Source organism: Actinoplanes sp. KI2 (genome assembly GCF_025630775.1).
Lineage (GTDB): Bacteria > Actinomycetota > Actinomycetes > Mycobacteriales > Micromonosporaceae > Actinoplanes.
Map to the genome: position 1 here is coordinate 1 of NZ_JAOSZE010000010.1, position 25,437 is coordinate 25,437.

Annotated in this window: 28 protein-coding genes; 14 read left to right on the top strand and 14 right to left on the bottom strand. The window is 72.2% G+C overall.

Features of this window, described 5'->3' with window-relative positions; all coding sequences use genetic code 11:
- A partial coding sequence (narI, locus tag ODJ79_RS12085) for a respiratory nitrate reductase subunit gamma (protein ID WP_263023482.1) occupies positions 1-536 on the top strand: 536 nt, incomplete at its 5' end.
- A 69-nt stretch (positions 537-605) separates the two neighbouring features.
- Entirely contained in the window at positions 606-989 is a 384-nt protein-coding gene (locus ODJ79_RS12090) for a hypothetical protein (RefSeq protein ID WP_263023483.1), read from the top strand.
- Between the two features lie 4 nt (positions 990-993).
- On the opposite strand, the gene malQ is transcribed toward ODJ79_RS12090, so the two are convergent.
- Positions 994-2,922 carry a 4-alpha-glucanotransferase gene (malQ, locus tag ODJ79_RS12095; protein ID WP_263023484.1) on the bottom strand — a complete coding sequence of 643 codons (1,929 nt, stop codon included), beginning with the start codon at positions 2,920-2,922 and terminating at the stop codon, positions 994-996.
- A 99-nt stretch (positions 2,923-3,021) separates the two neighbouring features.
- On the opposite strand from malQ, the gene ODJ79_RS12100 reads away from it, so the two are divergent.
- Both ODJ79_RS12100 and ODJ79_RS12110 read left to right on the top strand, forming a co-directional pair.
- On the top strand, positions 3,022-3,276 hold the full coding sequence (locus tag ODJ79_RS12100; protein WP_263023485.1) for a hypothetical protein: 255 nt from the start codon (positions 3,022-3,024) through the stop codon (positions 3,274-3,276).
- Positions 3,277-3,343: 67 nt separating this feature from the next.
- Positions 3,344-4,576, top strand: coding sequence for a chitosanase (locus tag ODJ79_RS12110; protein ID WP_317620660.1), 1,233 nt, complete (start codon positions 3,344-3,346; stop codon positions 4,574-4,576).
- Here the strand turns inward: ODJ79_RS12110 and ODJ79_RS12115 are convergent.
- From ODJ79_RS12115 to ODJ79_RS12125, 3 genes are all read right to left on the bottom strand, one after another.
- On the bottom strand, positions 4,573-5,799 hold the full coding sequence (locus ODJ79_RS12115) for a family 16 glycosylhydrolase (protein WP_263023486.1): 1,227 nt from the start codon (positions 5,797-5,799) through the stop codon (positions 4,573-4,575). The two genes, ODJ79_RS12110 and ODJ79_RS12115, sit on opposite strands and share 4 nt — an antisense overlap.
- Before the next feature lie 91 nt (positions 5,800-5,890).
- A complete protein-coding gene (locus ODJ79_RS12120) occupies positions 5,891-6,799 on the bottom strand; it encodes a carbohydrate-binding protein (RefSeq protein WP_263023487.1) in 909 nt (302 codons plus the stop codon).
- Positions 6,800-6,947: 148 nt separating this feature from the next.
- On the bottom strand, positions 6,948-7,388 hold the full coding sequence (locus ODJ79_RS12125; RefSeq protein WP_263023678.1) for an ATP-binding protein: 441 nt from the start codon (positions 7,386-7,388) through the stop codon (positions 6,948-6,950).
- Between the two features lie 44 nt (positions 7,389-7,432).
- Here ODJ79_RS12125 and macS point away from each other — a divergent pair, with 44 nt between their 5' ends.
- Entirely contained in the window at positions 7,433-8,545 is a 1,113-nt protein-coding gene (gene macS / locus ODJ79_RS12130; RefSeq protein WP_263023488.1) for a MacS family sensor histidine kinase, read from the top strand.
- Positions 8,545-9,180 (top strand): response regulator, encoded by a 636-nt coding sequence (locus ODJ79_RS12135; RefSeq protein WP_263023489.1) that lies wholly within the window; start codon positions 8,545-8,547, stop codon positions 9,178-9,180. Before macS ends, ODJ79_RS12135 begins: the two co-directional genes overlap by 1 nt.
- Before the next feature lie 3 nt (positions 9,181-9,183).
- Here the strand turns inward: ODJ79_RS12135 and ODJ79_RS12140 are convergent, their stop codons facing one another.
- The 7 genes from ODJ79_RS12140 to aroA form a co-directional block, all read right to left on the bottom strand.
- Entirely contained in the window at positions 9,184-9,741 is a 558-nt protein-coding gene (locus ODJ79_RS12140; protein ID WP_263023490.1) for a DUF5709 domain-containing protein, read from the bottom strand.
- Positions 9,742-9,809: 68 nt separating this feature from the next.
- Positions 9,810-10,532 (bottom strand): ATP-binding protein, encoded by a 723-nt coding sequence (locus ODJ79_RS12145; RefSeq protein ID WP_263023491.1) that lies wholly within the window; start codon positions 10,530-10,532, stop codon positions 9,810-9,812.
- 135 nt (positions 10,533-10,667) lie between these two features.
- Entirely contained in the window at positions 10,668-11,276 is a 609-nt protein-coding gene (locus ODJ79_RS12150; RefSeq protein WP_263023492.1) for a sugar O-acetyltransferase, read from the bottom strand.
- A gap of 33 nt (positions 11,277-11,309) precedes the next feature.
- Entirely contained in the window at positions 11,310-12,182 is an 873-nt protein-coding gene (locus ODJ79_RS12155; protein ID WP_263023679.1) for a hypothetical protein, read from the bottom strand.
- 66 nt (positions 12,183-12,248) lie between these two features.
- Positions 12,249-13,052 carry a histidinol-phosphatase gene (gene hisN / locus ODJ79_RS12160; protein WP_263023493.1) on the bottom strand — a complete coding sequence of 268 codons (804 nt, stop codon included), beginning with the start codon at positions 13,050-13,052 and terminating at the stop codon, positions 12,249-12,251.
- A gap of 32 nt (positions 13,053-13,084) precedes the next feature.
- A complete protein-coding gene (rsgA, locus tag ODJ79_RS12165; protein ID WP_263023680.1) occupies positions 13,085-14,155 on the bottom strand; it encodes a ribosome small subunit-dependent GTPase A in 1,071 nt (356 codons plus the stop codon).
- A 2-nt stretch (positions 14,156-14,157) separates the two neighbouring features.
- Positions 14,158-15,450, bottom strand: a complete 1,293-nt coding sequence (gene aroA / locus ODJ79_RS12170) for a 3-phosphoshikimate 1-carboxyvinyltransferase (RefSeq protein ID WP_263023494.1) — start codon at positions 15,448-15,450, stop codon at positions 14,158-14,160.
- A gap of 78 nt (positions 15,451-15,528) precedes the next feature.
- Here aroA and ODJ79_RS12175 point away from each other — a divergent pair, with 78 nt between their 5' ends.
- From ODJ79_RS12175 to rsrA, 5 genes are all read left to right on the top strand, one after another.
- The gene (locus tag ODJ79_RS12175; protein WP_263023495.1) at positions 15,529-16,206 is read left to right on the top strand and encodes an SOS response-associated peptidase; all 678 of its coding nucleotides are present in this window, start codon (positions 15,529-15,531) and stop codon (positions 16,204-16,206) included.
- 192 nt (positions 16,207-16,398) lie between these two features.
- Positions 16,399-16,794 (top strand): WhiB family transcriptional regulator, encoded by a 396-nt coding sequence (locus tag ODJ79_RS12180; protein ID WP_263023496.1) that lies wholly within the window; start codon positions 16,399-16,401, stop codon positions 16,792-16,794.
- A 103-nt stretch (positions 16,795-16,897) separates the two neighbouring features.
- Positions 16,898-17,500 (top strand): alpha/beta family hydrolase, encoded by a 603-nt coding sequence (locus ODJ79_RS12185; RefSeq protein ID WP_263023497.1) that lies wholly within the window; start codon positions 16,898-16,900, stop codon positions 17,498-17,500.
- 78 nt (positions 17,501-17,578) lie between these two features.
- A complete protein-coding gene (locus ODJ79_RS12190) occupies positions 17,579-18,379 on the top strand; it encodes a sigma-70 family RNA polymerase sigma factor (protein WP_317620662.1) in 801 nt (266 codons plus the stop codon).
- A 5-nt stretch (positions 18,380-18,384) separates the two neighbouring features.
- Complete coding sequence (gene rsrA, locus ODJ79_RS12195; RefSeq protein WP_263023681.1) at positions 18,385-18,672, top strand: mycothiol system anti-sigma-R factor; 288 nt, start codon at positions 18,385-18,387, stop codon at positions 18,670-18,672.
- A gap of 110 nt (positions 18,673-18,782) precedes the next feature.
- Here the strand turns inward: rsrA and ODJ79_RS47115 are convergent, their stop codons facing one another.
- Positions 18,783-18,857 carry a 50S ribosomal protein bL37 gene (locus ODJ79_RS47115; protein ID WP_369814844.1) on the bottom strand — a complete coding sequence of 25 codons (75 nt, stop codon included), beginning with the start codon at positions 18,855-18,857 and terminating at the stop codon, positions 18,783-18,785.
- A gap of 131 nt (positions 18,858-18,988) precedes the next feature.
- Between ODJ79_RS47115 and ODJ79_RS12200 the strand changes: the two genes are divergently transcribed.
- A complete protein-coding gene (locus tag ODJ79_RS12200; RefSeq protein WP_263023499.1) occupies positions 18,989-19,204 on the top strand; it encodes a biotin/lipoyl-binding carrier protein in 216 nt (71 codons plus the stop codon).
- Positions 19,205-19,238: 34 nt separating this feature from the next.
- Here the strand turns inward: ODJ79_RS12200 and ODJ79_RS12205 are convergent, their stop codons facing one another.
- Positions 19,239-20,810: a tetratricopeptide repeat protein gene (locus tag ODJ79_RS12205; RefSeq protein ID WP_411267303.1), complete on the bottom strand. Its 1,572-nt coding sequence runs from the start codon at positions 20,808-20,810 to the stop codon at positions 19,239-19,241.
- A 162-nt stretch (positions 20,811-20,972) separates the two neighbouring features.
- Between ODJ79_RS12205 and ODJ79_RS12210 the strand changes: the two genes are divergently transcribed.
- Both ODJ79_RS12210 and ODJ79_RS12215 read left to right on the top strand, forming a co-directional pair.
- Complete coding sequence (locus tag ODJ79_RS12210) at positions 20,973-22,010, top strand: SIS domain-containing protein (protein ID WP_263023683.1); 1,038 nt, start codon at positions 20,973-20,975, stop codon at positions 22,008-22,010.
- A gap of 94 nt (positions 22,011-22,104) precedes the next feature.
- Complete coding sequence (locus tag ODJ79_RS12215) at positions 22,105-23,703, top strand: sensor histidine kinase (RefSeq protein ID WP_263023500.1); 1,599 nt, start codon at positions 22,105-22,107, stop codon at positions 23,701-23,703.
- Here ODJ79_RS12215 and ODJ79_RS12220 read toward each other — a convergent pair.
- Positions 23,700-25,175: a glycosyltransferase family 39 protein gene (locus ODJ79_RS12220; RefSeq protein ID WP_263023501.1), complete on the bottom strand. Its 1,476-nt coding sequence runs from the start codon at positions 25,173-25,175 to the stop codon at positions 23,700-23,702. The genes ODJ79_RS12215 and ODJ79_RS12220 overlap by 4 nt on opposite strands.
- Positions 25,176-25,437 lie beyond the last annotated feature (262 nt).

Sequence of the window (25,437 nt, forward strand, 5' to 3'; positions counted from 1 at the left end):
TCGGGCACATCGGCGGACTGCTGATCCCGGAGTCGTGGACCGACGCGGTCGGCATCAGCGAGACCGCCTACCACGCCGTCGCGGTCACCCTCGGCACCGTTGCCGGCTTCTGCACGCTGGCCGGCGCGGCGATCCTCATCTACCGGCGGCGCACGGTCGGCCCGGTCTTCTCCGCCACCACCCGCAACGACAAGATCATGTACGTGTTGCTGATCGGCACCATCGTGCTCGGCCTCGGCACGACCGTGCTCGGCAACCTGACCGGGCACCCGCACGACTACCGGCAGACCGTCTCGCCGTGGTTCCGGTCGATCTTCTACCTGCATCCGGAGAAGGACCTGATCCTGGCCGCGCCGATCGGGTTCCAGCTGCACGTCCTCGCGGCGTGGGTGCTGTTCGCGTTCTGGCCGTTCAGCCGGCTCGTGCACGTGTTCTCGGCGCCGATCGGCTACCTGACCCGGCCGTACATCGTCTACCGCAGCCGCGACGACCGGCTCGGCGCGCGGTCGCCCCGCCGAGGCTGGGAACGAGTGTAATTTTCGAAAAATCCGGACATAGCGGCCGTACGTCGATTAACTGGTCCTCATCGCGTACGGAGGTGGGCCGTGTCGACGAGCAACCCGCTCGCGGAGATCATCGGTGGTGGGACCGCGCCGGTCCCGCGCCCGGCCGAGCCACCGCTCACCGGGAGCATGCCGGCGATCCTGACCGCGGCCCAGCGGGAGGCCGGCCCGCCGCTGCGGATCCGCCGGCACCTCTCCGACGAGGGGCAGCCGTTCTGGCGCTGGGACTGCGAGACCTGCGGCGAGTACGGCGGCGGCCGGCATCACCCGGACGCGGTGTCCCGGGCGACGCGCCACTGCGCCGAGCACCCGGAACACCGTTCCTCGCTGCTGCCGCCGGCCGGTTGCCGCCAGCGCGACGTCTACCTGCCGCTGCACCCGATGCTGTTCGCGGTGGACGACGACCCACCGCCCCCGCCGAGGTAGCCGGTCAAGGCCGAGCCCGGGTACTCAGGATCTCGGCGATCCGCGCGATCCGGGGGTCGCCGGCGATCTGTTCCAGGCTGCGACTCAGTCGCATCCGCCAGTTCGGGTACTCGTCGACCGTGCCCGGCAGGTTCGGCTGGTTCAGCTCGCCCAGCACGTCGTAGAGCGACGCGGTGACGAACCGGCACGGCGTGCGGGCCAGGAACTCGTGCATCGCCACCACGACCTCGTCGTCGGTGCTCGCGGCGGTGATCAGGCCCTCGGCCCGCAGCGCCGCCTTGAGCTGCGCCCGGTCCTGGTCGGCGGCCTTTCGCTCGTCCTGCACCGAGCCGGCCAGCTGGCCCAGCTCGGCGCGCACCCGGACCTGCTCGCCGGTGAGGAAGCCGGCCGCGGTGGGCAGGTCATGAGTGGAGATCGAGGCCAGCGCGTTTCGCGGGTACTTCCCGGGCGGCAGGTAGCGGTGTTCCGGGTCGTCGTAGTCCCGGGTGAACCAGAGCACCGCCGAGCCCAGCATGTTCATCCGCTCGAGACCCTCGGTGACCTCGGGCAGCACCGTGCCGAGGTCCTCGCCGATCACCACGGCGCCGGCCCGGCTCGCCTCCAGCGCCAGGATGCCGAGCATCGCCTCCGGGTCGTAGTGCACGTAGGTGCCACCGGCCGCGCCCATCCCCGGCGGCACCCACCACAGCCGCCACAGGCCGGCCACGTGGTCGACCCGCAGGCCGCCGGCGCTCGCGAAGATTCGTCGCAGCATGTCGCGGTAGGCCGCGTACCCGGTCTCGACGAGCCGGTCCGGCCGCCAGGCCGCCGCGCCCCAGTCCTGCCCGAACTGGTTGAACGCGTCCGGCGGGGCGCCGATGTGCACGCCCTCGGCCAGCACGTCCTGCAGCAGCCAGCCGTCCGCGCCGCTCGGGTCCGTGCCGACGGCGAGGTCGAGCACGATACCGACCGGCATGCCGCGGGCGGCCTCGTTGGTGGCGTCCAGCTGCTCCTTGACGAGCCGCTGGAGCCAGGCGTGGAAGGCGATCCGGTCGCTGCGGAACGCCCGGACGGCGGGGGTGTCGGGGCGGCGGAACTCGGGCGGCCACTGCTGCCAGTTCGCGCCGTACAGCTCGGCGAGCGCGCAGAACCGGGCGAAGTCGAGCAGGCCCGGGTCGGCGGTCAGGTCGATCTCGCCGGCCAGCGGCCAGAGCATCTCCAGCGCGGCCCGCTTGGCCTGCCAGACCGCGCTGTAGTCGATCAGCTCGGACGCGGCCGGCTTCAGCGCGTCCACCTTGGCGCGCAACGCGGGATCGGCCCGGCGGTACTCCGCGGTGTCCGAGACCCGCAGGTAGAGCGGGTTCGCGAAGCGCCGGCTGGACGGGGCGTACGGCGAGGGCGGCACCGGCAGGGTCGGCGTGATCGCGTGCAGCGGGTTGAGCAGCACGAGGCCGGGGCGCCCGGCCTGACCGACGAAGGTGCGCAGGTCGCCGAGGTCCCCCATGCCCCAGGACTCGGCCGAGTGCAGGGCGTAGAGCTGGAGCATCCAGCCCCAGGTCTCGGGCGGGGCCGGCAGCTCGGCCGGCACCACGACCAGGGTGACCTCCTGGCCGCCGGCCGCCAGGCGGTGCCAGCCGAGCGGAAGGTCGGCCGGAACTTCCGACAGATCCGAAATGCCGGACCCGTCCTCGAGGGTGATGGTGCCGGCGGCGGGCAATGTCCGAGTTGTGCCGGCGCGTACCACGATCGTGCCGGGCAATCGCCCACGGTCGTCCCGCGCCCGCACCGCGGCCAGCGAGGACGCGATCGCCGCGGGCGAGGAGGCGTCGACCCCCAGCAATCCGAGCACCCCGACGACCGACTCCGCCGCGACGTCCTTCCGCAGGCGATGCCAGTCCTCGTACCAGGTGGCCACCCCGTGGGCCTCGGCCAATGCCACCAGATCGGCGTCCATCCGCACCCCTTCCGCATCGTCCTACCGCTTTTACATACCCTGCCTGATTCGATGGCTTCCTGGCTTCCTCGCTTGCGCGAGTGGGCCACGATGGAATGCATGTCTGCAGTGGCGAAGTGGTGGTCGCGGGCGGCCGCGGCGGTGACCGGCGTGGCACTTACGCTGGTCGTCCCGGTGCACGCCTGGGCCGCCGGCAACGGCGTGGCCGACGCGGCGGTGGAAGCGGCGAGATACCGCAGGCGCGGCGGGTTCGGCTTCCTCGGCTTCCTCGGCTTCCTGTGCTGCCTGGCGGTCGTCGGGGGGATCGTGCTGATCATCGTGTTGATCACCCGCGGGCGGCGGCGGAGGTCGTAACCCACCGGCCCGGGTGATATCCGCGGATTCCCAGCGGCCTTCGAGAGTGCCCACCTAGCGTGGAATGATGCGGATCCGCGGGATCGCCCTCGCCGGCGGGATTGCCCTGGTGCTGTGCGTGCCGCTGGCCATCTCGGTCGCGGCGAGCGCGAGCCCCGAGCGGCTGATCTCCCGCGGCCACGGCGCGGTCGCCTCCTCCGAGCGGGGCGAGCGGACCGAGGCCGGTCAGGCGACCGACGCCGACCCGGCGACCCGCTGGGAGAGCGCCGCCGGGCCGGGCACCCAGTGGGTGCGGATCGACCTGGGCGCGGTACGTGACGTCGACCGGGTGCTGCTGCGCTGGGGTGCGGAGTACGCGCAGACGTTCCGGGTGCAGACCTCGATCGACGGTGCGAACTGGACCGACCTGTACGCGACGCGGGCCGGCCGCGGCGGCACCGACGACCTGACGGGGCTCGGCGGCACCGGCCGGTACGTCCGGGTGCTGGCCACCCGGCGCGGCGCGAACAGCGGCGGATACGCGCTCTCCGACATCCGGGCGTACGGGCCGTCCGCGGCGCCGCTGGCCGCGATCTCCCCGGCGACCGGCTCGCTCGGCGCCGGGCTGACCGACCCGCAGAAGAAGGAGATCGCCCTCGAACTGATCTCCAGCGCCGAGAACTCGACGCTGGCCTGGCGGCACGAGTACGGCTACATCGAGGACATCGGCGACGGGCGGGGCTACACGGCGGGGCTGGTCGGGTTCGCCTCGGGCACGGGGGACATGCTCGCGGTGGTCCAGGAGTACACCCGCCGCAAACCGCACAACGTGCTCGCCAAGTACCTGCCGGCGCTGCGCGCGGTGAACGGCTCGGACTCGCACGCCGGCCTGGATCCCGTCTTCCCGGCCGCCTGGCGGGCGGCCGCCGGCGACCCGGTCTTCCAGAAGGTGCAGGAGGACGAGCGCGACGCGATGTACTTCACGCCCGCGGTGCACCTGGCCGAGGCGGACCACCTGCGCGCGCTCGGCCAGTTCGCCTACTTCGACGCGGCGGTGATGCACGGCGTCGACGGTCTGCAGGGCATCCGGCAGCGCGCGCTGGCCCGGGCCCCGTCGCCGGCCCAGGGCGGCGACGAGATCGCCTACCTGAACGCGTTCCTCGACGCCCGGGTCACCCAGATGCGCGCGGAAGAGGCGCACAGCGACACCACCCGGGTGGATACCGCCCAGCGCCTCTTCCTGCGTCGTAGCAATCTGGACCTGGCCTGGCCGTTGACCTGGGAGGTCTACGGCGACAGCTACCGGATCGGGGTCCGCTAGGCCCTGGTCCACTTCTGGTTGGACGTGCCGCCACAGTCCCACAACTGGAGGGCGGCGCCGTTCGCGCTGTTCCAGTCCTTGACGTCCACGCATCGGTTGGCCGAGACGTTGACCAGGTCGCCGGCCGCCGACAGGGTGAACCGTTGCACCGGGTTGCCGTTGCAGGTGACCAGCTGGATCGGCGTGCCGTTGGCCAGCGCGCCACCGGCCGGATCCATGCACTTGCCCATCGCCCGCAGCGTGCCGTCCGAGTTGGACGTCCACTGCTGCGCCGGGGTGCCGTTGCAGTCGTACATCTGCAGCCGGGCGCCGTCGACCGGGTTGGCGCCGGGAATGTCGATGCAGCGGCCGCTGAAGTTGCTCTTCAGGGCCGAGCCGGAGCCGCCGCCGTCGCTGTTCCACGCCGAGACGCGGACGTAGTCGACCAGCATGGTCTGCGGGAACGACGTGCTCGCGTCCGGGTTGCCCGGCCAGGAGCCGCCGACGGCCACGTTCAGGATCATGAAGAACGGGTGGTCGTACACCCAGGTGTTGCCGTTGATCTGAGCCGGGGTGGCGCGGAAGTACTCGCTGCCGTCCAGGTACCAGACGATCAGATTCGGGGACCAATCCACCGCGTACGTGTGGAAGCCGTCGCCCAGCGGCGAGCCGATCGTGCGGCTGCCGCCGACCCCGTTCGCGCCCGAGTAGCCGGGACCGTGGATCGTCCCGTACACCGTGTTGGGGGTCTTCCCGATGTTCTCCATGATGTCGATCTCGCCGGTGGTGGGCCAGTTGTTGCCGCCGAGCATCCAGAAGGCCGGCCAGAGGCCCTGGCCCTTGGGGATCTTGATGCTGGCCTCGAACCGGCCGTAGGTCTGCGAGAACTTGTCCGCGGTGAGGATCCGGCCGGAGGTGTACGTGCAGCTGCCGTACCAGCAGCCGTAGCCGGCCGGGTTCTCCTTGCGGGCGGTGATCGCCAGGTGGCCCTGGCCGTCCTGGTACACGTTGCTGGTCGAGTTCGTGTAGTACTCGAGCTCGCTGTTGCCCCAGCCGCTGCCGCCGATGTCGAACTTCCACTTCGACGAGTCGACCGGGCTGCCGGCCGAGCCGTTGAACTCGTCGGACCAGGTCACCGCGCCGACCGCGGCCTCGGCCGTGTCGTTGCGGGCGCCGGCCCAGAGGCCGGCCGTGAGGGTCGTCGCGACCACGGCCGCGGCGAGCAGGATTCTTGTCGTACGCATGGGGATCCTCCGGGGAAGAGGTGCGTTATCGGCAACAGTCTTAATAAATAGACCGTTGTCGTCAACATCGTCCCCGGAATTCGACCCCTTGTTACACCTTGGCGAACAGCTCGGGCAGCTTGGTGGGCTCCCAGCCGGGCAGTGAGGTGTGCGCCTCGAGCACCCGGTAGGTCGCGCCCGCGAAGGTCACGAGATCGCCCGCCTGGTAGGCCACGAAGGGCGCCCAGGCCGCAATGGTGGCCGTGGCCGACGGCGTGGCCGACGGTGACGGCGACTCCGGCGGCGAGGTCGGCTCCGGCGAGGTCGACTCGGAGGGCGACGGTGACGGCGACTCGGGCGGCGAGGCGGAATCGGACGGCTCCGGCGAGGCCGAATCGGACGGCTCCGACGGCGAGGCGGTCGGCGGACCCGTCGGGCTGGTGAACACCCGGACGAAGTCGACGACCATGTCCGTCGACGACCGGCCGTCCGTGGCCAGGTTCAGCACCAGGGTGAGCGGGCCGCCGGGCTGCGCCCGGAGCAGCCGCAGGCTCGGCTTGCCGTCGACCGACCAGACCACCGTCTCCGGCGACCAGTCGATCGCGTACGTGTGGAAATGGCGCCCCGACGTGGGGTCGATGCCGCCGTCGATGGTCTCGAGCGTGCCCTGCGGCACCCGCCCGGTCTCGTCGAGCACGGCGAACGCCCGCCAGACGCCGTTCTCCCGGCGCACCTTGATCCGCGCCTCGGCGTGCCCGAACGCGTCGGTGAACCGCTGCCTGCTGCGCAGCAGCCGGTCGACCTGGAGCTCGCCGTCGCTGACCTGGGCGCCGCCGTCGACCGGCGCGCCGTTGTCGCCGAGCAGCGACCATTTCGACCGGTCGAGGCCGTTCTCGTTGAAGTCGTCCTGGAAGGCGCTGTGGCCGAACTGGGCCGCCGAGTCGTGGCCGTGCACGTCGGCCGAGGCGACATCGTCGCGCCCGGGAAGCCAGACGGCGACCGCCAGACCGCTGGCCGCCACCGCAGCCAGCGCCGCAGCTCGCGGACGGATCCACCATGCCGACGGCTTTTCGGTGCGATGACGCGCCACGTGCACCCCTACCCCTCAAATAACAGCAGGCACGACTTTTTCGAGACCGCGTACGGGAGGCAAGATCGAGCGAAGAGTTTTAAGACTCGCTTAAGGAAACGCGGCTGGTGACCCGAACCGTGGTGCCGTCGACCCCGGTGCTGAGCTGGAACGAGTCGGTCAGTTCCTGGGCGAGCCACAGCCCCCAGCCGCCGGGCTGATCGGCGGCCGGCCGCACCTGCGTGACCGGCCGCGGCTCGGCCAGCCCCGCACCCGAGTCGCTCACCTCGCAGACCAGGTCGAGGTCCTGCCGCCACAGCGCCACCCGGCCCAGGCCACCGCCGTGCCGCACCGCGTTGGTCAGCAACTCGTTGACCGCCAGCACGAAATCGTCGAGCCGCTCGCCGGTCAGTCCGGCCTCGCGCACCCGGGACGCGACGGCGTGCCGCAGCGCGGTGATCGAGCTGTGGTCGAACGACTCGGTGAGCAGAACCTCGGTTGTTATGCATCCGACGGTAGGCGACGTCTGATCTTCCCGCAGGCCGGGCGTCCGCCGCCGGGCCGGAGATGTGAAATGGTCGGCACATGCGCCAAGGGCGGGACACCGGGTTTCAGGCGCCGCTGTGGCGGGCGATCGCGGTCTATCGGATCGCCGCGTTGATCTACGCCACGATCCTGGTGATCCGCAACTGCACGCTCTACGCGCGGCCGATGGCGGCCTGGCCGGTGCTCGCGATCATGGCCGGGTGGACGGTGTTCACCACGTACGCGTACGCGAACCCCGCCCGCCGCCGGCCCTCGTTGTTCGTCGCCGACCTGCTGCTCACCGCGGCCGTGCTGGCGGCCAGCGTGCCGATCGTCGGCCGCGTCGCCCTCGGGGAGGGCAAGCCCACCCTCGCCGTCGCCTGGCACGTCGCCCCGGTGCTCGCCTGGGCGGTGGCCGGCGGCCGGCGGGGCGGTATCGCGGCCGCCGTGTTCATGGGCGCCACCGACCTGGTCGTCCGCGCGCACTACGACCAGGCCGCCTACACCGGCTCGGTGCTGATGCTGCTGGCCGCGATCGCGGTCGGCTACCTCGTGCGGCTCGCCGAGGACGCGCACGGGCGACTGCAACGGGCGGTCGAGCTGGAGGCGGCGACCCGGGAGCGGGAGCGGCTGGCCCGCGACATCCACGACTCGGTGCTGCAGGTGCTGGCGCTGGTGCAGCGGCGCGAGACCGGCGAGCTGGCCAAGCTCGCCGGGGAGACCGAGGCCGCGCTGCGCAACCTGGTCGCCCGGCACGCGGCCGAGACCGTCGACGACCGGTCCGAGGTCGACCTGATGACCCTGCTCGGCCCGTACGCCTCGGCCAGCGTGACCATCTCCGGTCCGGCGGCTCCGGTCCGGCTGCCCGGCCCGACCGCCCGCGAGCTCGCCGCCGCGGTCGTGGCGGCGCTCGACAATGTCGGCCAGCACTGCCCATCCGGCACGAAGACGTTCCTATTAATAGAGGACGAGCCGAGCGCGGTCGTGGTGACCGTCCGGGACGACGGTCCCGGTATGGCTCCCGACCGGCTCGAGGAGGCCGCGGCGCAGGGCCGGCTCGGCGTGGCCCAGTCGATCCGCGGCCGCCTCGCCGACCTCGGCGGTACCGCCACGATCACCGCGACCCCCGGTGAAGGAACGGAAGTCGAGCTGCGGTTGTCTAGGCTGACCTGATGGTCCGGGTGATGGTGGTGGACGACCACCCGATGTGGCGCGAGGGCGTCAGCCGCGATCTGGCCGCGGCCGGGTACGACGTGGTCGCCACGACCGGCGAGGGCCGGCAGGCGGTGCGCATCGCCGCCGCGGCGCGACCCGACGTTGTCATCCTCGACCTGCAACTCCCCGACGTGTCCGGGGTCGAGGTGATCAACGGGCTGCGCGCCGAGCTGCCCGGCGTCCGCATTCTCATGCTCTCGGCCAGCGGCGAGCAGCAGGACGTGCTCGATGCGGTGAAGGCCGGCGCGGCCGGCTACCTGCTCAAATCGGCCGGCCTGCCGGAGTTCCTGGACGCGGTGAGCCGCACCGCGGCCGGCGACACGGTCTTCACGCCCGGGCTGGCCGGGCTGGTGCTCGGCGAGTTCCGCCGGCTCGCCGTCGAGCCGGTGGACCAGGCTGCGCCGAAGCTCACCGAGCGGGAGACCGAGGTGCTGCGCCTGGTGGCGAAGGGCCTGTCCTACCGGCAGATCGCCGAGCGGCTCGTGCTGAGCCACCGCACCGTGCAGAACCACGTCCAGAACACGCTCGGCAAGCTTCAACTGCACAACCGAGTCGAACTAACCCGTTACGCCATCGAAAAAGGCCTGGATTAGTCCCTACTCGTAGTCCGGCGCGTTCGTCTCGTGGATGGCCAGCTCTTCGGCGCTCGCGCCGCCGCCGGCCGCGCCCGCGTCGTAGGCGACGCTGTCCGCCTCGTCGTCGAAGCCGTAGCCCTCGTCCGGCGCGACCAGCCGGCCGACCGGCTCGGGGTCGTCGTAGTCGAGCTGCCCGTCGTCGTAGAGGGAGATCGGCGACTTCGGGTCGGAGGTCGGCGACTCACCCCACACGTCCGCGTCGAAGTTCCGCTGCTCGGAGCTGTCCACGGTCTCGTCGTACGGGTCGCGACGCTGGGGGATCGGGTCCTCCGCGCCGAAGTCGGGCTGCTCCTGCCGCAGCCGGTAGTCGAGGGACTCGCCCTCCCGCGCCTCCGCGGCCGTGTCGCCGAAGCGGTTGGAGCCACCCGGCCCGACACCGGGCAGCGCGGCCGGGTCGGCGCCGTCCGCCCAGCGGCTGCTCGCCACCGAGTCGTACGCGTTCGAATCGTCATCCGCGGTCTCCGGCAGCCCGGACGCCTCCGGATCGGAAACCTCGGTCGGGTAGTCGTTGTCTCGCATGGTCGCAATCTACCCGCGTAGGTGCCCGCTGATACCTCTCGCGCCAATCGATGTGGGCGGGTGCGTGATCACGTGCCGGGCTGGGTGACCAGCGCCCAGACGACCTTGCCGTCGGCCAGCGCGAGGCTGCCCCACCGGCTCGCCACCGCGTCGATCAGCAGCATCCCGCGGCCGCCCGAGGCGGTCGGCGACACCGGTGCCCCGGCATAGGACGGCGTGACCGTCGACCGATCACGCACCGCGACGCTCACCGCCTCGTCCCGGCTCGCGAGCAGGACGATCATCGACGTTTCCGCGTGTGCCACCACGTTGTTCACCATCTCGGTGACCACGATGCAGGCCGGCTCGGCCAGCTCCGCCCGCCCCCACTCCGCACAGGCCGCCGTGATCACCGTGCGGCACTCCCGAGCCGCGCCCACCCGGGGCTCGAGCTCGAGCGCGATCCGATCACCGCTCCGCGGCTCACCGAGCGCGGCGAACGCCGCCGCGGGGTCCCGGCACATGGCCCACCCCGACCCGCCCCAGACCTCCGCGCGCGCATCACAGAGCGTGAGATGGGTGGCCGGCCAGCAGCTCGTCGCCCGCCGGATGTCGTGCAGCACGCCCACCGCGGCCGGCTCGCCGATCTCGAGCCCGCCGACCTCCACCACCACGGCCTCGGGCTGCCCCGCCAGCACCTCGAGCAGCACGTCCCGCACGGTTCCCGCGGTGGTCGCGTCGAGCACCCCGCTGAACCGGACCAGCGGATACGGCCGGTCGCCGTCCACCACGTGTCGCACTTCGCTCGACATGATCGCTCCATTGTGCATAACGCGTCCCCTTCTCGCATTTCCACAACCCCGAGGACGGTCATTCAGTACATATCCGTGGCCAATACCCGCTCTCCGTCATCACATGCACCCGCACCCACGGTTCCACCGGGTCGATCACGCAGAGTGATTTGGCCCGGGTTCAAAGCCGGTCCGGTCGGCTTCGGTGATGTCGCGCAGGACTCGGGCCGGGGAGCCGACCGCGATCACGTTCGCCGGGATCGGCCTGGTGACGACGCTGCCGGAGCCGACGATCGCGTTGTCGCCGATGGTCACGGCCTGGTTGATGGTCACGTCGCCGCCGATCCAGACGTTGTCGCCGATCGTCACCGGCTTGGCATAGCAGCCGCCGGCGGCTCGCTCGGACGCGTCGATGGCGTGGTTGGACGTGTAGATGCCGACCCGCGGGCCGAACAGGACGTTGTCGCCGATCGTGATGCCGCCGCCGTCGAGCATGACGCAGTCGAAGTTGGCGTAGAAGTTGTCGCCGATCCGGATGTTGAAGCCGAACTCGCAGCGGAACGTCGGCTCGAAATGGCAGCCCTCGCCGACGGCGCCCAGCAGGCGGCGCAGGATCGCCTCGCGGTCGGGCTGGGGGCGGCCGAAGGCGGCGTTGTACTCGGTGCTGAGCAGGACGGCGCGGCGGCGGGCCTCGATCAGTTCCGGCGTCAGGTCGTTGTACATCCGGCCGGACCGGATGAGCGACCGCTGCTCGTCGAGATTCACCAGCCCATCGTCGCCGGACGGCGGGCCGGAGCGCTACGAAGATCGCGCGGTCGGCATCGCCCGCAGGCCGGCTCGGGGGTTGGCCCGCCGGGGCGGCGTCGTGGCGTGATGATGTTGCGGCTCGGCGTACCGGGTCAGCGCGATCACGGCCAGCAGCGTCGCCACGAAGCCGACCACGGCGAGCCAGCCGCGGCCCGGCACGATCCGGTCGCCGAGCAGCAGCAGGCCGACGATCGCGGCCGGCGCCGCGCCCGCGGCATCCATCGCCGCCACCGCCGCGGTGGTCGAGCCGCGCTGCATGGCCAGCCCGAGCAGCAGCTGGCCGACCAGCGAGTGGATCACCACGAGGTAGAGCAGCGGGTTGGTGAGGAAACCGGCGACCGAGTGCTCGTTGGTCAGCGGCCGGGCCGCGATCGCCGCCGCCGAGAAGTCGATCCCGGCCAGCGAGCCGAGCACGACCGACCCGAGCGCGCCGTGCAGCCGCGCGGCGAAGAAGCCGCCCACCGCCATCACCAGGACCGACGCCGCCAGCAGGAGGACGACGACCGGCTCGATGTCGCGCGAATGAGCCGGCTCCGCGGCCATCACCAGCGCGGTGATCCCGGCCAGCAGCACCCCGAGCAGCAGCACCTCGGCGGCGGGCAGGCTCCACTTGAGCAGCAGTACGCCGAGCACGGCGGTCACACCGAGGCCCGCCGCGACGCTGGCCTGCACCAGGAACAGCGGCAGGTCCCGCCGGGCGAAGAAGGCGAGGAAGAACCCGAGCGTCTGACAGGCGATGCCGAGCAGGTAGGTGCGCTGCCCGGCCAGCCGGACCAGCAGCCCGGGGTCGAAGGTGTGGTGCACGCTGGTGCGCGCCGCGGCCATCGACTGGAGCAGGTTGGCCACGCCGTACGCCACGATCATGGCGACGAGGAAGTACCAGCCGGCTGCTACCACCAGACGTACGATAGACCAGGCCCGCGGCTCGGCTCAGCGCTTCGGGGCGGTAAGAGCGGTCAGGATCGTCTCGTGCAGCCGCCCGTTGGTGGCGATCGCGGCGGTCTTGTCGCCCGGCGGGCGCCCGGTCAGGTCGGTGATCGTGCCGCCGGCCTCGGTGACGATCGGGATCAGCGCGGCGACGTCCCAGAGCGACAGCTCCGGCTCGACCATGATGTCCAGCGCGCCCTCGGCCAGCAGCATGTAGCCGTAGAAATCCCCGTACGCCCGGCTCCGCCAGGCGCTCAGGCTCAGGTCGACGATCGGCTCGAGGCGCCCGGTCGACGCCCACCCGTCGAGGCTCGCGAAGCAGAAGCTCGCGTCCGACAGCCGGGCCACCCCGGAGACGGCGATCCGGGTGGCGGCGTGCTGGTGCTTCCCGGCGAACGCGCCGTGCCCGCGCGCCGCCCACCACCGCCGGCCCAGCGCCGGCGCCGAGACCAGCCCCGCGACCGGGACGTCGCCCTCGAGCAGCGCGATCAGCGTGCCCCAGATCGGCACGCCGCGCACGAAGTTCTTGGTCCCGTCGATCGGGTCGATCACCCACCGCCGGCTCCCGGGGCCGGCCGCCGCCTGGGTGCTGCCGAACTCTTCACCGAGCACCCCGTCGCGGGGCCGAGCACGCCCCAGCGTGCCGCGAAGTGCCTGCTCGACCGCCGTGTCGGCGTCGGAGACGGGAGTCAGGTCGGGCTTGGACTCCACGCGCAGGTCGAGCGCCCGAAACCGCGACATCGAGATCGAATCGGCGGTGTCGGCGAGCAGATGGGCAAGGGCGAGATCGTCGGCATATCCGGCCATGCGTCGAAACCTAGCCGATCGGGCTCTGCGGGTCAGGTAGGGAGTTCGGTGTCGGGGTGGTCTCGGGGATCCAGCTCGCCGGCGCGGGAGGCGAGGAGGCGGCGGTACGAGGCGAGCCGGCGCGGGTCGGCCTTGCCCTCGGCCACCCAGGCGTCCAGCCGGCACTCGACGTCGTTCGGGGTGTGTCCGCAGTTCGGCTGGTCTTCCAGGGTGCCGTCGACCAGGTCGGGGAAGCCGTGCAGCAGGCTCTCGGCGCTGACGTGGGCCAGGCCGAAGCTGCGGATGCCCGGGGTGTCGATGATCCAGCCCGGGTCCTTGCGGGAGCGGCCGACCGGCGGCAGCCGCAGGGCGACCGCGCTGGTCGACGTGTGCCGGCCCTTGCCGATCGCGCTGACCGAGCCGACCGCGCGCAGGGCGGCCGGCACCAGGCGGTTGACCAGGGTGGACTTGCCCACGCCGGAGTGGCCGACCAGCACCGAGATCTGGCCGGCCAGGCTCCGGCGCAGCTCGGCCAGGTCGCTGTCCGGCTGGACCAGGACGTACGGCAGATCCAGCTCGGCGTAGTAGTCGAGCACCGCCTCCGGGCCGGCCAGGTCGGCCTTGGTCAGGCAGAGCAGCGGCTCGATGTCCGCGTCGTACGCCGCGACCAGGCACCGGTCGATGAACCCGGTGCGCGGCGGCGGATCGGCCAGGGCGCTGACGATGACCAGCTGGTCGGCGTTGGCGACCACCACCCGCTCGAGCCGGCCCTCGGGGGTGGTGTCGTCGTCGTCCGCGGTGCGCCGCAGCACCGAGGTCCGGTCGGCGATCCGCACGATCCGGGCGAGCGCGCCGGCGGCGCCGGACACGTCGCCGACCAGCGCCACCCGGTCGCCCACCACCACCGACTTGCGGCCGAGCTCGCGGGCCCGCATCGCGGTGATCACCGGACTGTCGGCGGCGCCGTCCTCGCGAACGCAGCCGTACCGACCCCGGTCAACGGTGATGACCAGCGCGTCGACGGCATCGTCGTGCTTGGGCCGGGTGCGGGTACGCGGGCGGGACGAGCGGGCCGGCCGGACCCGGACGTCGTCCTCGTCGTACTCCCGTTTGCGTCCTGGCAGATCTAGCTCCTCGCCACGAGTCCCGCCCAGAGTTCGGGGAACTCGGGCAACGTCTTCGACGTACACGCTACGTCGGTCAGCGTGATGCCCGGGACGGCGAGGCCGATAACCGCCGCGGCGTGCGCCATCCGATGGTCCGCGTACGTCTCGAAGGACGTGCCGTGCAGCGGGCGGGGCTCGATGCGCAGCCCGTCACGGAACTCGGTGACCCCGGCGCCCGCCTTGCCCAGCTCGGTGGCGAGCGCCGCGATGCGGTCGGTCTCGTGGCCGCGGATGTGCTCGACCCCGCGCAGCTCGCTCGGCCCGTCGGCGAGCGCGGCCAGCGCCGAGATCACCGGGGTCAGCTCGCTCACCTCGGACAGGTCGGCGGTGACGCCGTGCAGCGTGCCGGTGCCGCGCACGGTCAGGCCCGACTCGTCCGGCGTGACCTCGGCGCCGAACCGGCGCAGCAGCTCGATCACCTGGCCGACCGGCTGCCAGCTCTCGGTTGGCCAGCCGGCCAGCGTCACGGCGCCGCCGGTGACCATGGCGGCCGCGAAGAACGGCGCCGCGCCGGAGAGGTCGGGCTCGATCACCCAGGTGCGCCCGCGCAGCACGCCGGGCTCGACCGTCCACACGTCGGGGACGCTCTCGTCGACCGTGGCGCCGGCGGCGCGCAGCATGTGCGTCGTCATCCGCAGGTGTGGCGCGGAGGGGACCGGCGGGCCCTCGTGCCGCAGCACCAGGCCCTTGGTGAAGCGCGGCGCGGAGAGCAGCAGGCCGGAGACGAACTGGCTGGACCCGGACGCGTCGATCACCGCCTCGCCACCCTCGACCAGCCCGGACCCGCGCACCGCCAGCGGCAGCCCGCCGGTCGGCGACGCGTCGATCGCCACGCCGAGCGAGCGCAGTGTCGCCACGATCGGGCCCATCGGGCGGTTGCGCGCGTGCGGGTCGCCGTCGAACTCGACGGTGCCCTCGGCCAGCGCGGCGACCGGCGGCAGGAAGCGCATGATCGTGCCGGCCAGGCCCACGTCGACCCGGGCCGGCCCGCGCAGCGGCCCCGGCTCGACCCGCCAGCGCTCCGGGTCGCCGGTGTCGACCGCCACGCCGATGGCGCGCAGGCCGGCCGACATCAACTCGGTATCTCGGGCGCGCAGCGGCCGCTCGATCACCGAGGGGCCGTCGGCCAGCGCGGCGAGGATCAGCGCGCGGGCGGTCATGGACTTTGAGCCGGGCAGCCGGACGGTGGCGGTGGCCGGGCCGCTCGCGGTGGGCGCGAGCCAGGGGCGAGGTTCAGCAGTCACGAGGGCCATTCTCCCGCCGGGCTCCGACAATTCCGCGGCGCAATCCCGCCCCCCGGGATCGCGGCGGGTGGCGTACCGTTGCGCGGCATGTGCGGGCGGTACGCGACGACGCGGAGCGAGGCCGACCTCAGCGATCTCTTCGAGGCGGTCGACCTCACCGAGGGGCTGGGGCCGAGCTGGAACGTCGCGCCCACCGATCCGGTCCCGGTCGTCCGCGTGTCGCAGCGGCACGACGCCCGGGTGCTCGACACGGCCCGCTGGGGCCTGGTGCCGCCCTGGGCGACCGACACCCGCGGCGCGGCCCGCATGATCAACGCGCGGTCCGAGACGGTGGCCACCTCCCCGGCCTTCGCGCCCTCGTTCGCCCGGCGCCGTTGCCTGGTGCCGGCCGACGGGTGGTTCGAGTGGATTCGCGACGGCAAGCAAAAACAGGCCTTCTTCATGACCCCGGCCGACGGCTCGGGGCTCGCCTTCGCCGGCATCTGGTCGCCCTGGGGCCCGGAGTCGTTGCTCACCTGCAGTGTGCTCACCACGGCCGCGGTCGGCCGCCTGGCCCGGGTGCACGACCGGATGCCGCTGGTCCTGCCCCCGGAGCGCTGGGCCGACTGGCTGGCCGGCGGCGGCGATCCGGTCGAGTTGCTGCGTCCGATGACGGAGAGTGAGCTCGAGATGATCGAGGTGCGACCGGTCGGCCCGGCGGTCGGCAACGTCCGCAACAACGGCCCGCACCTGTTGGAACCGCCCGTAGAGGCAAAGCTTTTCTGAGCCACCCATGATCAACAGGGGTCTTTGTCTGCATATGTAGGTGTTTTCAAAGGCGAACTTTGTTTCGAGATAGATAAGCCCCTTGTTCTGATCTTCTACCGTGCGATACAAACCAGCGCCGGAGTGGTGCCGGTCCGCACGGTGCGGACGGGTTACCACGCGCTACACCGGTCCCACGGGGGAGGTGGGCTGATGACACGGGCTCGTATGCCGCGTCCACACGAAGTTGCCATCGCACGACGCGACCCACGACTGCTCTCAGCTATTCAGGAACGACGCTCCGACGAGGCATGGCGCACGCGGGGCGCCTGCCGCAGTGTCGACCCGGAAACGTTCTTCCCGGCTCCGAACGAGCCGTCGGAGGGCGCCGTGTCGCTCTGCGGAACCTGCACGGTTCAGGGTTCGTGCCTGGCCTGGGCGCTCCAGGTCGGCGACTGTCACGGGGTCTGGGGCGGCACCACGCCGCGGGAACGCCGGGCGATGCTGATCGCCTGGCGCGAGCGGGTGAAGCCGAACGGGGAGCCCGTCGACGATGGGCCGGACGAGGAAGACCGGCGGTTGCTCACGCTGATCCCGTCGTCCCGCTGAATCCGGGTACGCCGTAGGAGCGGCCCGCCCCGATCGAAGAAGCTCGCCGGCGGGCCATGCAACGCTGCACACCTGTTTTGATGGTGCGGTGTTTGATGGTGCGGTGACCGACACCGAGATCATGACGCCGCGCGGACCCGCCGGTATTCGACTCGTCGAGCCGGCCGGGCCGCCGGTCAGCGTGCTCGTCCTCGGGCACGGGGCCGGCGGTGGCGTCGACGCGCCCGACCTGGTCGCGGTGCGGGCGGCCGCCACCGCCGCCGGCGTGCGCGTCTGCCTGGTCACCCAGCCGTATCGGGTGGCCGGGCGCCGGGCGCCGGCTCCCGCCGGGCAGCTGGACGAGGCGTGGACCGCGGTTGTGGAGCACCTCGGCGTACACGATCTGCCGTTGATCTTTGGCGGAAGGTCGAGCGGAGCGCGCGTCGCGTGCCGGACCGCGCCCGTCCTCGGCGCCGCCGGCGTTCTCGCCCTGGCCTTCCCGCTGCACCCGCCGGGCAAGCCGGAGAAGAGCCGGGCCGACGAGCTGCCCACCGGCCTGCCCACGCTGGTGCTCAACGGCGACCGCGACCCGTTCGGCGTGCCCGAGCCGGTCGGCCGGGTCGAGGTGATCGTGCGCCCCGGCGCCACCCACGACCTCCGCAAGGACGTGCGGACCACCGCGGCGCTGGCCGTCGACTGGCTGCGCGCGCACGGGTGGGCCGGATGAAAGAGCATGAGGGAATGCAAGTTGCGCGCCCGCCGTTGTAAACCCCGCGAGCTTGTACGTCGAAAGGGGTTTCCAGCGGTGCGAGCGGGAATTGAGTACGTGGCGCGGGGCACTGATGATACTGCCCGGGTACGTAACCTTTTGTCCTCCCCGGAGTGGCCCGCGGCCGTGCCCTCGCCCTCCAGCCCATCGGTGAGCGTGAGCACACCCGCTGTTTTCGAAGCGGCTACTGGGGCACTACCCGTATCCTCGGCGGGACGGTCGAGGGGGGAGCAGAGGGTGGCCCAGACAGAACGGACGGAGGAGCGCCGGGCGCGCTTCGAGCGCGACGCGCTGCCGTTCGTGGACCAGCTGTACGCGGCGGGTTTGCGGATGACGCGTAACCCGGCCGACGCCGAGGACCTGGTGCAGGAGACGTTCCTGAAGGCGTACTCCGCGTTCCACCAGTTCGAGGAGGGCACCAACCTCAAGGCGTGGCTGTATCGGATTCTGACCAACACCTACATCAACTCGTACCGGCGCAGGCAGCGGCAGCCCGTGCAGGCGCCGACCGAGGAGATCACCGACTGGCAGCTGGCGTCGTCCGAGTCGCACACCTCGGCCGGCCTGCGCTCGGCCGAGACCGAGGCGCTCGACCGCCTGCCGGACAGCGACATCAAGGACGCCCTCCAGCAGCTGCCGGAGGACTTCCGCCTGGCCGTCTACCTCGCCGATGTCGAGGGTTTCTCGTACAAGGAGATCGCCGACATCATGGGCACCCCGATCGGCACCGTCATGTCCCGGCTGCACCGCGGCCGGCGCAACCTGCGCAAGCTGCTCGAGCAGTACGCCATCGACCGGGGCATCACCCGGACCGCTTCGGAACCGCAGGAGGCGTGACCGAGATGAGCGGCGTGAACGGCGAGGAGCACGAGACCGACTGCAGCGAGGTCATCGAGGAGGTCTACCTCTACCTCGACCTGGAGTGCAGCGAGGACCGGCGTGCGTTGATCCAGAAGCACCTGGACGAGTGCACCGGCTGCCTGCGGGAGTACGGCATCGAGCACGAGGTGAAGGCGCTGGTGGCCCGCTGCTGCGGCGCCGAGACCGCGCCCGTCGAGCTGCGCGAGCGCCTGCGGCTCAAGCTCGACCAGCTCGAGGTCCAGGTGGAGACCCGGGAGTACCTCCCGTAGCCGTCCGTACCAGAAGCCCGGCAGCACCAGCTGCCGGGCTTCTTTGTTCATCTAACCGCGACCAGAGTCGCCCGCCGAGCGGAGCGAGGCCAGCCAGCTCAGTTCAGCTCTCAGCTGTTGGGGCGCTTGCCGTGGTTCGCCGCGCTCTTCTTGCGGGCCTTCTTCTTGCGAGACTTCTTGGCCATGGTTGGACTCCTGTTCGTGGCATGTTTCCCGGGCCGATGTTAGTCGGCGCGTCCGGTCCGCCGGGACTCGCCCGGGGCGGATCCATGATTGGATGACGCTGACCGGCTGCTCGATGAGGAGGAGTTACCCGATGGCCGACGAGATCCGCGCCGAGATGGTGGCCAACGTCTGGAAGGTCGTCGCCAAGCAGGGCGACACCGTCGCCGAGGGCGACACCTTGGTGATCCTCGAGTCGATGAAGATGGAGATCCCGGTCGTTGCCGAGGCCGATGGCACCCTCGCCGAGCTGGCCGTGCACGAGGGCGACGTGGTGCAGGAGGGCGACCTGATCGCCGTCATCGGCTGAGCAGGGCCGCCGCTTGGTCGCGGCGGGGACGCTTTCAGTCGCGCCGCCAGCGCAGCAGCAGGCGGTTGCGGGCCCGGCCGCGCTGGCGTGGGATGACCGCCGTGCGGACCAGGCCGGCGGCGGTGCGCCGGGCCGCCGGGCCGAGATCGGGCGTGGCCTGGGCGAGCTCGGCCACCGAGCGGCCGCCCGGCCGCCCGGCGACCTCGGCCAGCCGGCCGGTGACGATCGCGGCCACGTCGGCCCGCGCCGCCGGGTCGATCCAGGCGGTCACCACGAGCGCGAAGAGCGCCGCCTCGGTGACCCGGTCGAGACCGCCGTCGAGCAGGTCGAGCAGCAGCCGGCGGCGGGCCGAATCGAGCCAGGGCTCCTCGGTGCCGTGGTGCAGCAGCCCGAGGCAGGCCCAGATCTCCGCGGCGGCCACGTCGGCCGGCGGGTGGGCGAGCAGGGCGAGCAGGTCGTGCGGCCGCACCATGATCAGCGGAACGGCGGCGTCGTAGGCGGCCGGCGGGTGCGCCCAGGAGAGCGACGCGACCTGACGCAACCGGCGGACCACGTCGGCCGAGGGCTTGGCGGCCGGCTCCGCGCCCGCTCCGCGCCAAGGCAGCGGCGCCGCGCCCGCCCCTCGCCGGGGCAGCGGCGCCGCGGCCGGGACCCCGCCGAGCCAGGGGATCTCGCGGCAGCAGTCGGCCAGGTCGGTGTGCTCGTGCGACTCGTCCGGGTGGTCGCGGATGAAGTCGGCCAGCCGCACCAGGTGGCCGACGTCGCCGTCGGCGCGGTGCCGCAGCCGGTGCGCGGTGTGCACCGCGCAGTCGAACTCGGGGTCGCGTTCCAGCGCGCGGTCGACCCAGTTCAGCGCGTCGTCGAGGCGGCCGTGGTCGGCCAGGGTGCCGGCGATGTCCGCGTACACGGAGAGGTCGTCGGGGTCGTGGGCGACGGCCCGGCGCAGCGCGGCCAGCGCCTCGGCGACCCGGCCGGCGCTGCGGTACGCGTAGCCCAGCCAGATCTCGGCGAGCTTGGACGGGCGGGCCCGGGCGCCGCGGGACGCCCACTCGACGGCCAGCGCCGACTCGCCGATCCGCCGGGCCAGCGCAGACCCGGCACCGAGCAGCATCGCGTCGTCGGGATGGGCGGCGATCGCGTGCCGGGCGACGGTCAGGTACGGCTGGAGGGTGGTGCGGGCGGCCGAGGGCGCCGGATCGCCCACCGCGGTGCACAGCCGCATGAGAAGTTGGACCAGCTGACCCGGCTCGATGCGGACGCCCAGGCCCGGGTCGCCGACCCAGGGGACGCCCGCCCAGTCGGCACCCGGCGACCGTCCGCTCGCGGCGGCCAGCAGCGGCAGCCCGTCCTCCGGTTGGCCGGCCGCGGCGAGCAGGTGGGCGCGGGCGGCGAGCCCGCCGGCCGACACGTGCGGCGCGAGCGGGAAGAGGTCGAGCCCGCCGCCGGGCCGGCCGGCGAGGCGCCCGAGCAGCTCGTGCGCCTCGGGGAGGGTGGGCGCGTGGGTGAGCGCTCCGGCGAGGTGATCGGCTGCCTGATGCGGCTCGTCGCGCGCCAAAGCGGATCTTGCCTGCTCAAGGGCGCGGTCGGCGGCACGGCGAACATCCACGAACGAGAACAGTAGGCGAAGTGCACGTCGGATGTCAGTACCGGCGGCTGCGCATTAGTGCGCGAAACATTGACTCTGTAAGCTATTTCTTGCAAGACTGCGCAGGATCTGCGCGAGAAGCGCTCAACAAGGGAGGAACACGTGGTGCAGCGGGGCCAGGGAATGGCGGCGGACATCGCGGAACAACCGGCAGGTTTCGCCCGGCTTCTGGACGGTCCGCACGCGGTCGCGATCGCCGAGGTCGCGGCCGAGGTGGCCCGGCGCCGGCCGCGGAACGTGATGTTCGTCGCCCGGGGTACCTCCGACCACGCGGCCCTGTACGGCGCGTACCTCAGCGAGATCCGCCTCGGCCTGCCGGTGGCCAGCGCGTCGCCGAGCGCGATCACCCTGTACGGCGCCCGGCCCGACTTCACCGACACGCTGGTGATCGGGGTCAGCCAGAGCGGCGGCTCGCCCGACCTCACCGGGGTGCTCAGCGCGGCCCGGGAGACCGGCGGCCTGACCTTGGCGGTCACCAACAACCCCGACTCGCCGCTGGCCCGGGCGGCCGAGCTGTCCATCGACGTCGCCGCCGGGCACGAGCGGGCGGTTGCGGCCACCAAGTCGTACACGGCCGAGCTGCTCGCCCTGCTGCTGCTGGTCGAGGGGGTCCGGGCCGGCGACGGCCGGGTGCCCGCGCAGGAGCGGGCGGCGCTGGACAAGCTGCCCCAGCTCGCCGAGGACGCGCTCGCCGACCCGGCCGCCGACGTGCTGGCCCAGCGATACCGCTTCGCCTCCCGGCTGGTGACGACCGGGCGAGGGTACGCGTACCCCACCGCCCGGGAGGCCGCGCTCAAGCTGATGGAGACCTCGTACCTGCCCGCCCTGTCGTTCTCCGGCGCCGACCTGCTGCACGGCCCGCTCGCGATGACCGACCCGGACGTCCCGGTGCTGGCCGTGGTCGGCGAAGGACCGGGCGGCCGGTCGATGCGCGACGTGGTCAACCGGCTCGCCGAGCGCCGCGCCGACGTGGTCACCATCGGCGCCTCGGACGTGCCGGGCGCCGCCGGCCGGCTGGCCGTGCCCGCGGTCGCCGACGAGCGGCACAGCGCGCTGCTGGACATCCTGCCGCTGCAGAAGCTGGCGCTCGCGCTGGCGCTGGCCCGCGGCGAGGACCCGGACGCGCCGCGCGGCCTGAAGAAGGTCACCACGACGCTGTGAGGTCCGATGTGGATGGGCGGGTGCGCGGCCGACTCCGCGAACCTGCCTGGGCGTCCCGCCGCTGCCGGTAACACGGACGTGGCAGTCTTGGTCCGTGTCCACCCTGCGCGATCTGGCCGAGGAGCACACCGGCCTCGGCCCCGCCGATATCGACCACCTGCACCGGCTCGCCGGTGATTGGCAGCTGCTCTCCGACCTGTCCTTCGCCGACCTGCTGATGTGGGTGCCGGTCAAGGCCGAGCCGGGCCGGCCGCGCGAGTTCCTCTGCGTGGCGCAGGTGCGGCCGACCACGGCGCCCACCGCGTACCAGGACGACCAGGTCGGCAAGATCTCCGGCGGGCCGGAGGTGGCGCACTTGGACATCGCCTTCACCCAGGAGCGCATCTGGCGCGAGGGCGACCCGGTCTGGTACGGCGACACCCCCGCCCGGCACGAGGCCGTTCCGGTGCGCCTGCGCGGCCAGAACGACCGCGAAGAGGGCTGGAGCGAGGTCATCGCGGTGATCGGCCGGGACACCAACCTGTCCACCGCGCGCACCCCGAGCCAGCTCGAGCTCAACTACCTGACCACCGCCGACGACCTGGCGCAGATGGTGGCCGACGGGACGTTCCCGCCGACCCGGCACCCGGGGGAGACCACCTCGGCGCCGCGGGTGGGCGACGGCCTGATCCGGCTCGACGCGAGCGGCAAGGTCACCTACGCGAGCCCGAACGCGCAGTCCGCGTACCGCCGGCTCGGCTTCAACGCGCACCTGGTCGGCGAGGAGCTGTCGATGCTGACCAGCCGGCTGGCCGCCGACCCGCTGGAGGGCACCGACACCGCCGAGAAGATCCTGGCCGCCCTGCGCGGCGAGTTCCCGCCCCGGCAGGAGGTCGAGGCCCGCGGCGCGACCGTGCTGACCCGGGCGTTGCCGCTGCTGCCGGCCGGGGTGCCGATCGGTGCGCTGGTGCTGGTCCGCGACGTCACCGAGGTGCGCCGCCGGGACCGCGCCCTGATGACCAAGGACGCCACCATCCGGGAGATCCACCACCGGGTCAAGAACAACCTGCAGACCGTGGCCGCCCTGCTGCGCCTGCAGGCCCGCCGGGTGGACGCGCCGGAGGCCCGGATGGCGCTGCAGGAGTCGGTGCGCCGGGTTGCCTCGATCGCGCTGGTGCACGAGACGCTCTCCATGTCCAGCGACGAGGCGGTCGAGTTCGACGGGATCGTCGACCGGGTGGCCAGCGCGGCCACCGAGGTCGCGGCGACCAGCATCGCGGTCAAGATGCGCCGGGAGGGCACCTTCGGGGTGCTGCCCGCCGAGATCGCCACCTCGCTGGTGATGGTGCTCAACGAGCTGCTGATCAACGCGGTGGAGCACGGCTTCCCGGAGCCCGAGGAGGACGCCGAGCCGCTGCCGGCCGAGACTTCCGCGCCGTCCGGCGGACCAGGCGTCGGTGACGGCATCGAGCCGCCGGCCGAGGCGGGCGAGGTCGTGGTCTCCGCGCACCGGTTCCGCAAGCAGCTGCATGTCACGGTCGCCGACAACGGCCAGGGCCTGCCGCCGCAGTTCGTCGCGGACTCCAGCGGGCGGCTCGGTCTGCAGATCGTGCGCGCGCTGGCCACCGGCGAGCTGCGCGGCAGCATCGAGCTGCGCAACCGGGCCGGCGGCGGCACCGAGGCGGTCCTCGTGGTGCCGCTCGCCAAGCGCTAGACGGTGGGCGGGCGGACGAACAGGGCGATCGTGATGCCGCTGACCCGCCAGGTGACAAGTGGGACGTAATAGCGGTCGATCACGGAGTTCGCCCCGTACGGCAGCTCGTTGGTGGGGCTGGCCCGGAAGGGAAAGGGCGACCCGGAGTAGTCGGCCGCGACCACCCAGATCCGCCGGGTATTGCCGATGCACTTCACCTGGTCGGTGCACTCGGTGGCCCACAGCGAGGCGTTCTGCAGCTCGGTCGACTGGAGCAGCAGGTCGCGCGGCGCGCGGTCGCGCAGGTAGTAGCCGAGCGCGAGGTCGACGAACTGCCAGCCGTCCCGCGGCTCGTAGATGATGCCGTCGCCGGGCCGCGCGTTGTTCAGCACGACCTGGGCCGCGGACCGGTAGTCGGTACCCGAGTGGTCGCGCCGCATGGAGAGTTGCGCCGGGACGCCCAGGGCGCCGATCGCCAGCACGGCCACCAGTGCCAGCGGCAGGCGCAGGACCGACAGCGTGGCGCCGGCCAGGGCGCACACCAGGGGCACGCAGAACAGCAGGTAGCGCCCGACGAAGATCGGCGACACCAATTGGTCGTACGCGTAGAGCAGCCCCACCGGAAGCAGCGCGGAAACCCAGATCAGCGCCGCCGCCGAGGCTCGTTCGCGCCACAGCGCGCCCACCGCGAGCCCGATCACGACGCCGCCGACGAGCGGCACCACGAAGATCGCACCGGCGACCTCGGCGAGCACCTTGGGCGTGGCCGGATCAAGCCAGTTCAGCTGCTCGCTCTGCTGACCCAGGCCGCGTTGGGTCAGCGGCAGGATCGCGCTCAAGCCGGCCGCCGCGGCGAGCACCCACCACAGGATCCGCCAGCGGCCGAACCACCAGCCCAGCACGATCGCCATCACCAGGTGCCCGGCGAGGAGGAGCACGCTGAGCAGATGGGACGTGCCCATCAGCGCCACGCATAGGCTGTAGAGCACCCACCGCCACCAGGCCGACTTCTCCAGCGCCGAGGCCAGCGCGAGGGTGGCCAGGGTGGCGAAGAGCGTGGCGAGCGCGTACCCGCGGATCTCCTGCCCGTAGCGGGCGACCGCCGGCATCACCGCGAACAGCAGGCCGGCCAGCATGCCCGCCTTGTTGCCCCAGAAGCGGCGGGTGAGCAGCGCCACCGCGGCGGCCGTGGCGGTCATCGCGACCATCGACGGGATGCGCATCGCCGCCACCGAGTCGCCCCACCAGGAGATCCAGTAGTGCAGGAACAGGTAATACGGGACGAGGACGCCGTCGGTGTTCTTGCCGAGCGCGAGGATCTCCGGCACGGTCCGGGTGGCCACGCTCCAGCTGGCGACCTCGTCCCGCCACGGCTGCGGCCGGGCCACCTCCCAGCTCACCACCAGCCAGGTGGCCACGGCGGGCACGATCCAGCAGATCTGGACCCGTAGCCAGCCGGGAGCCAGGCGTCGGGAGAGCCGTACGTTCGTCACGGGGGACAAGGGTGGCAGGTGTACCTGGAAGACGTGAGGTCAGGTCGCATCGTGTTGTAAACGCCATGTTGCCGGTGTGCTGCTGCGCACACTCCCGGAATCTGGACCGCACTGGCCGAGAATGCCGGGCCGTGAGAGGCTTACCGACATGACCGCTGCAGTTGACCGCCGCTTCGTGGCCCGTCGCCACGTCGACTACGGCCGTGTCCGCAGCGCGATGTGTCCGGCTTACTGACGCCGCCCGATTTGAGTTCGGGCGCGA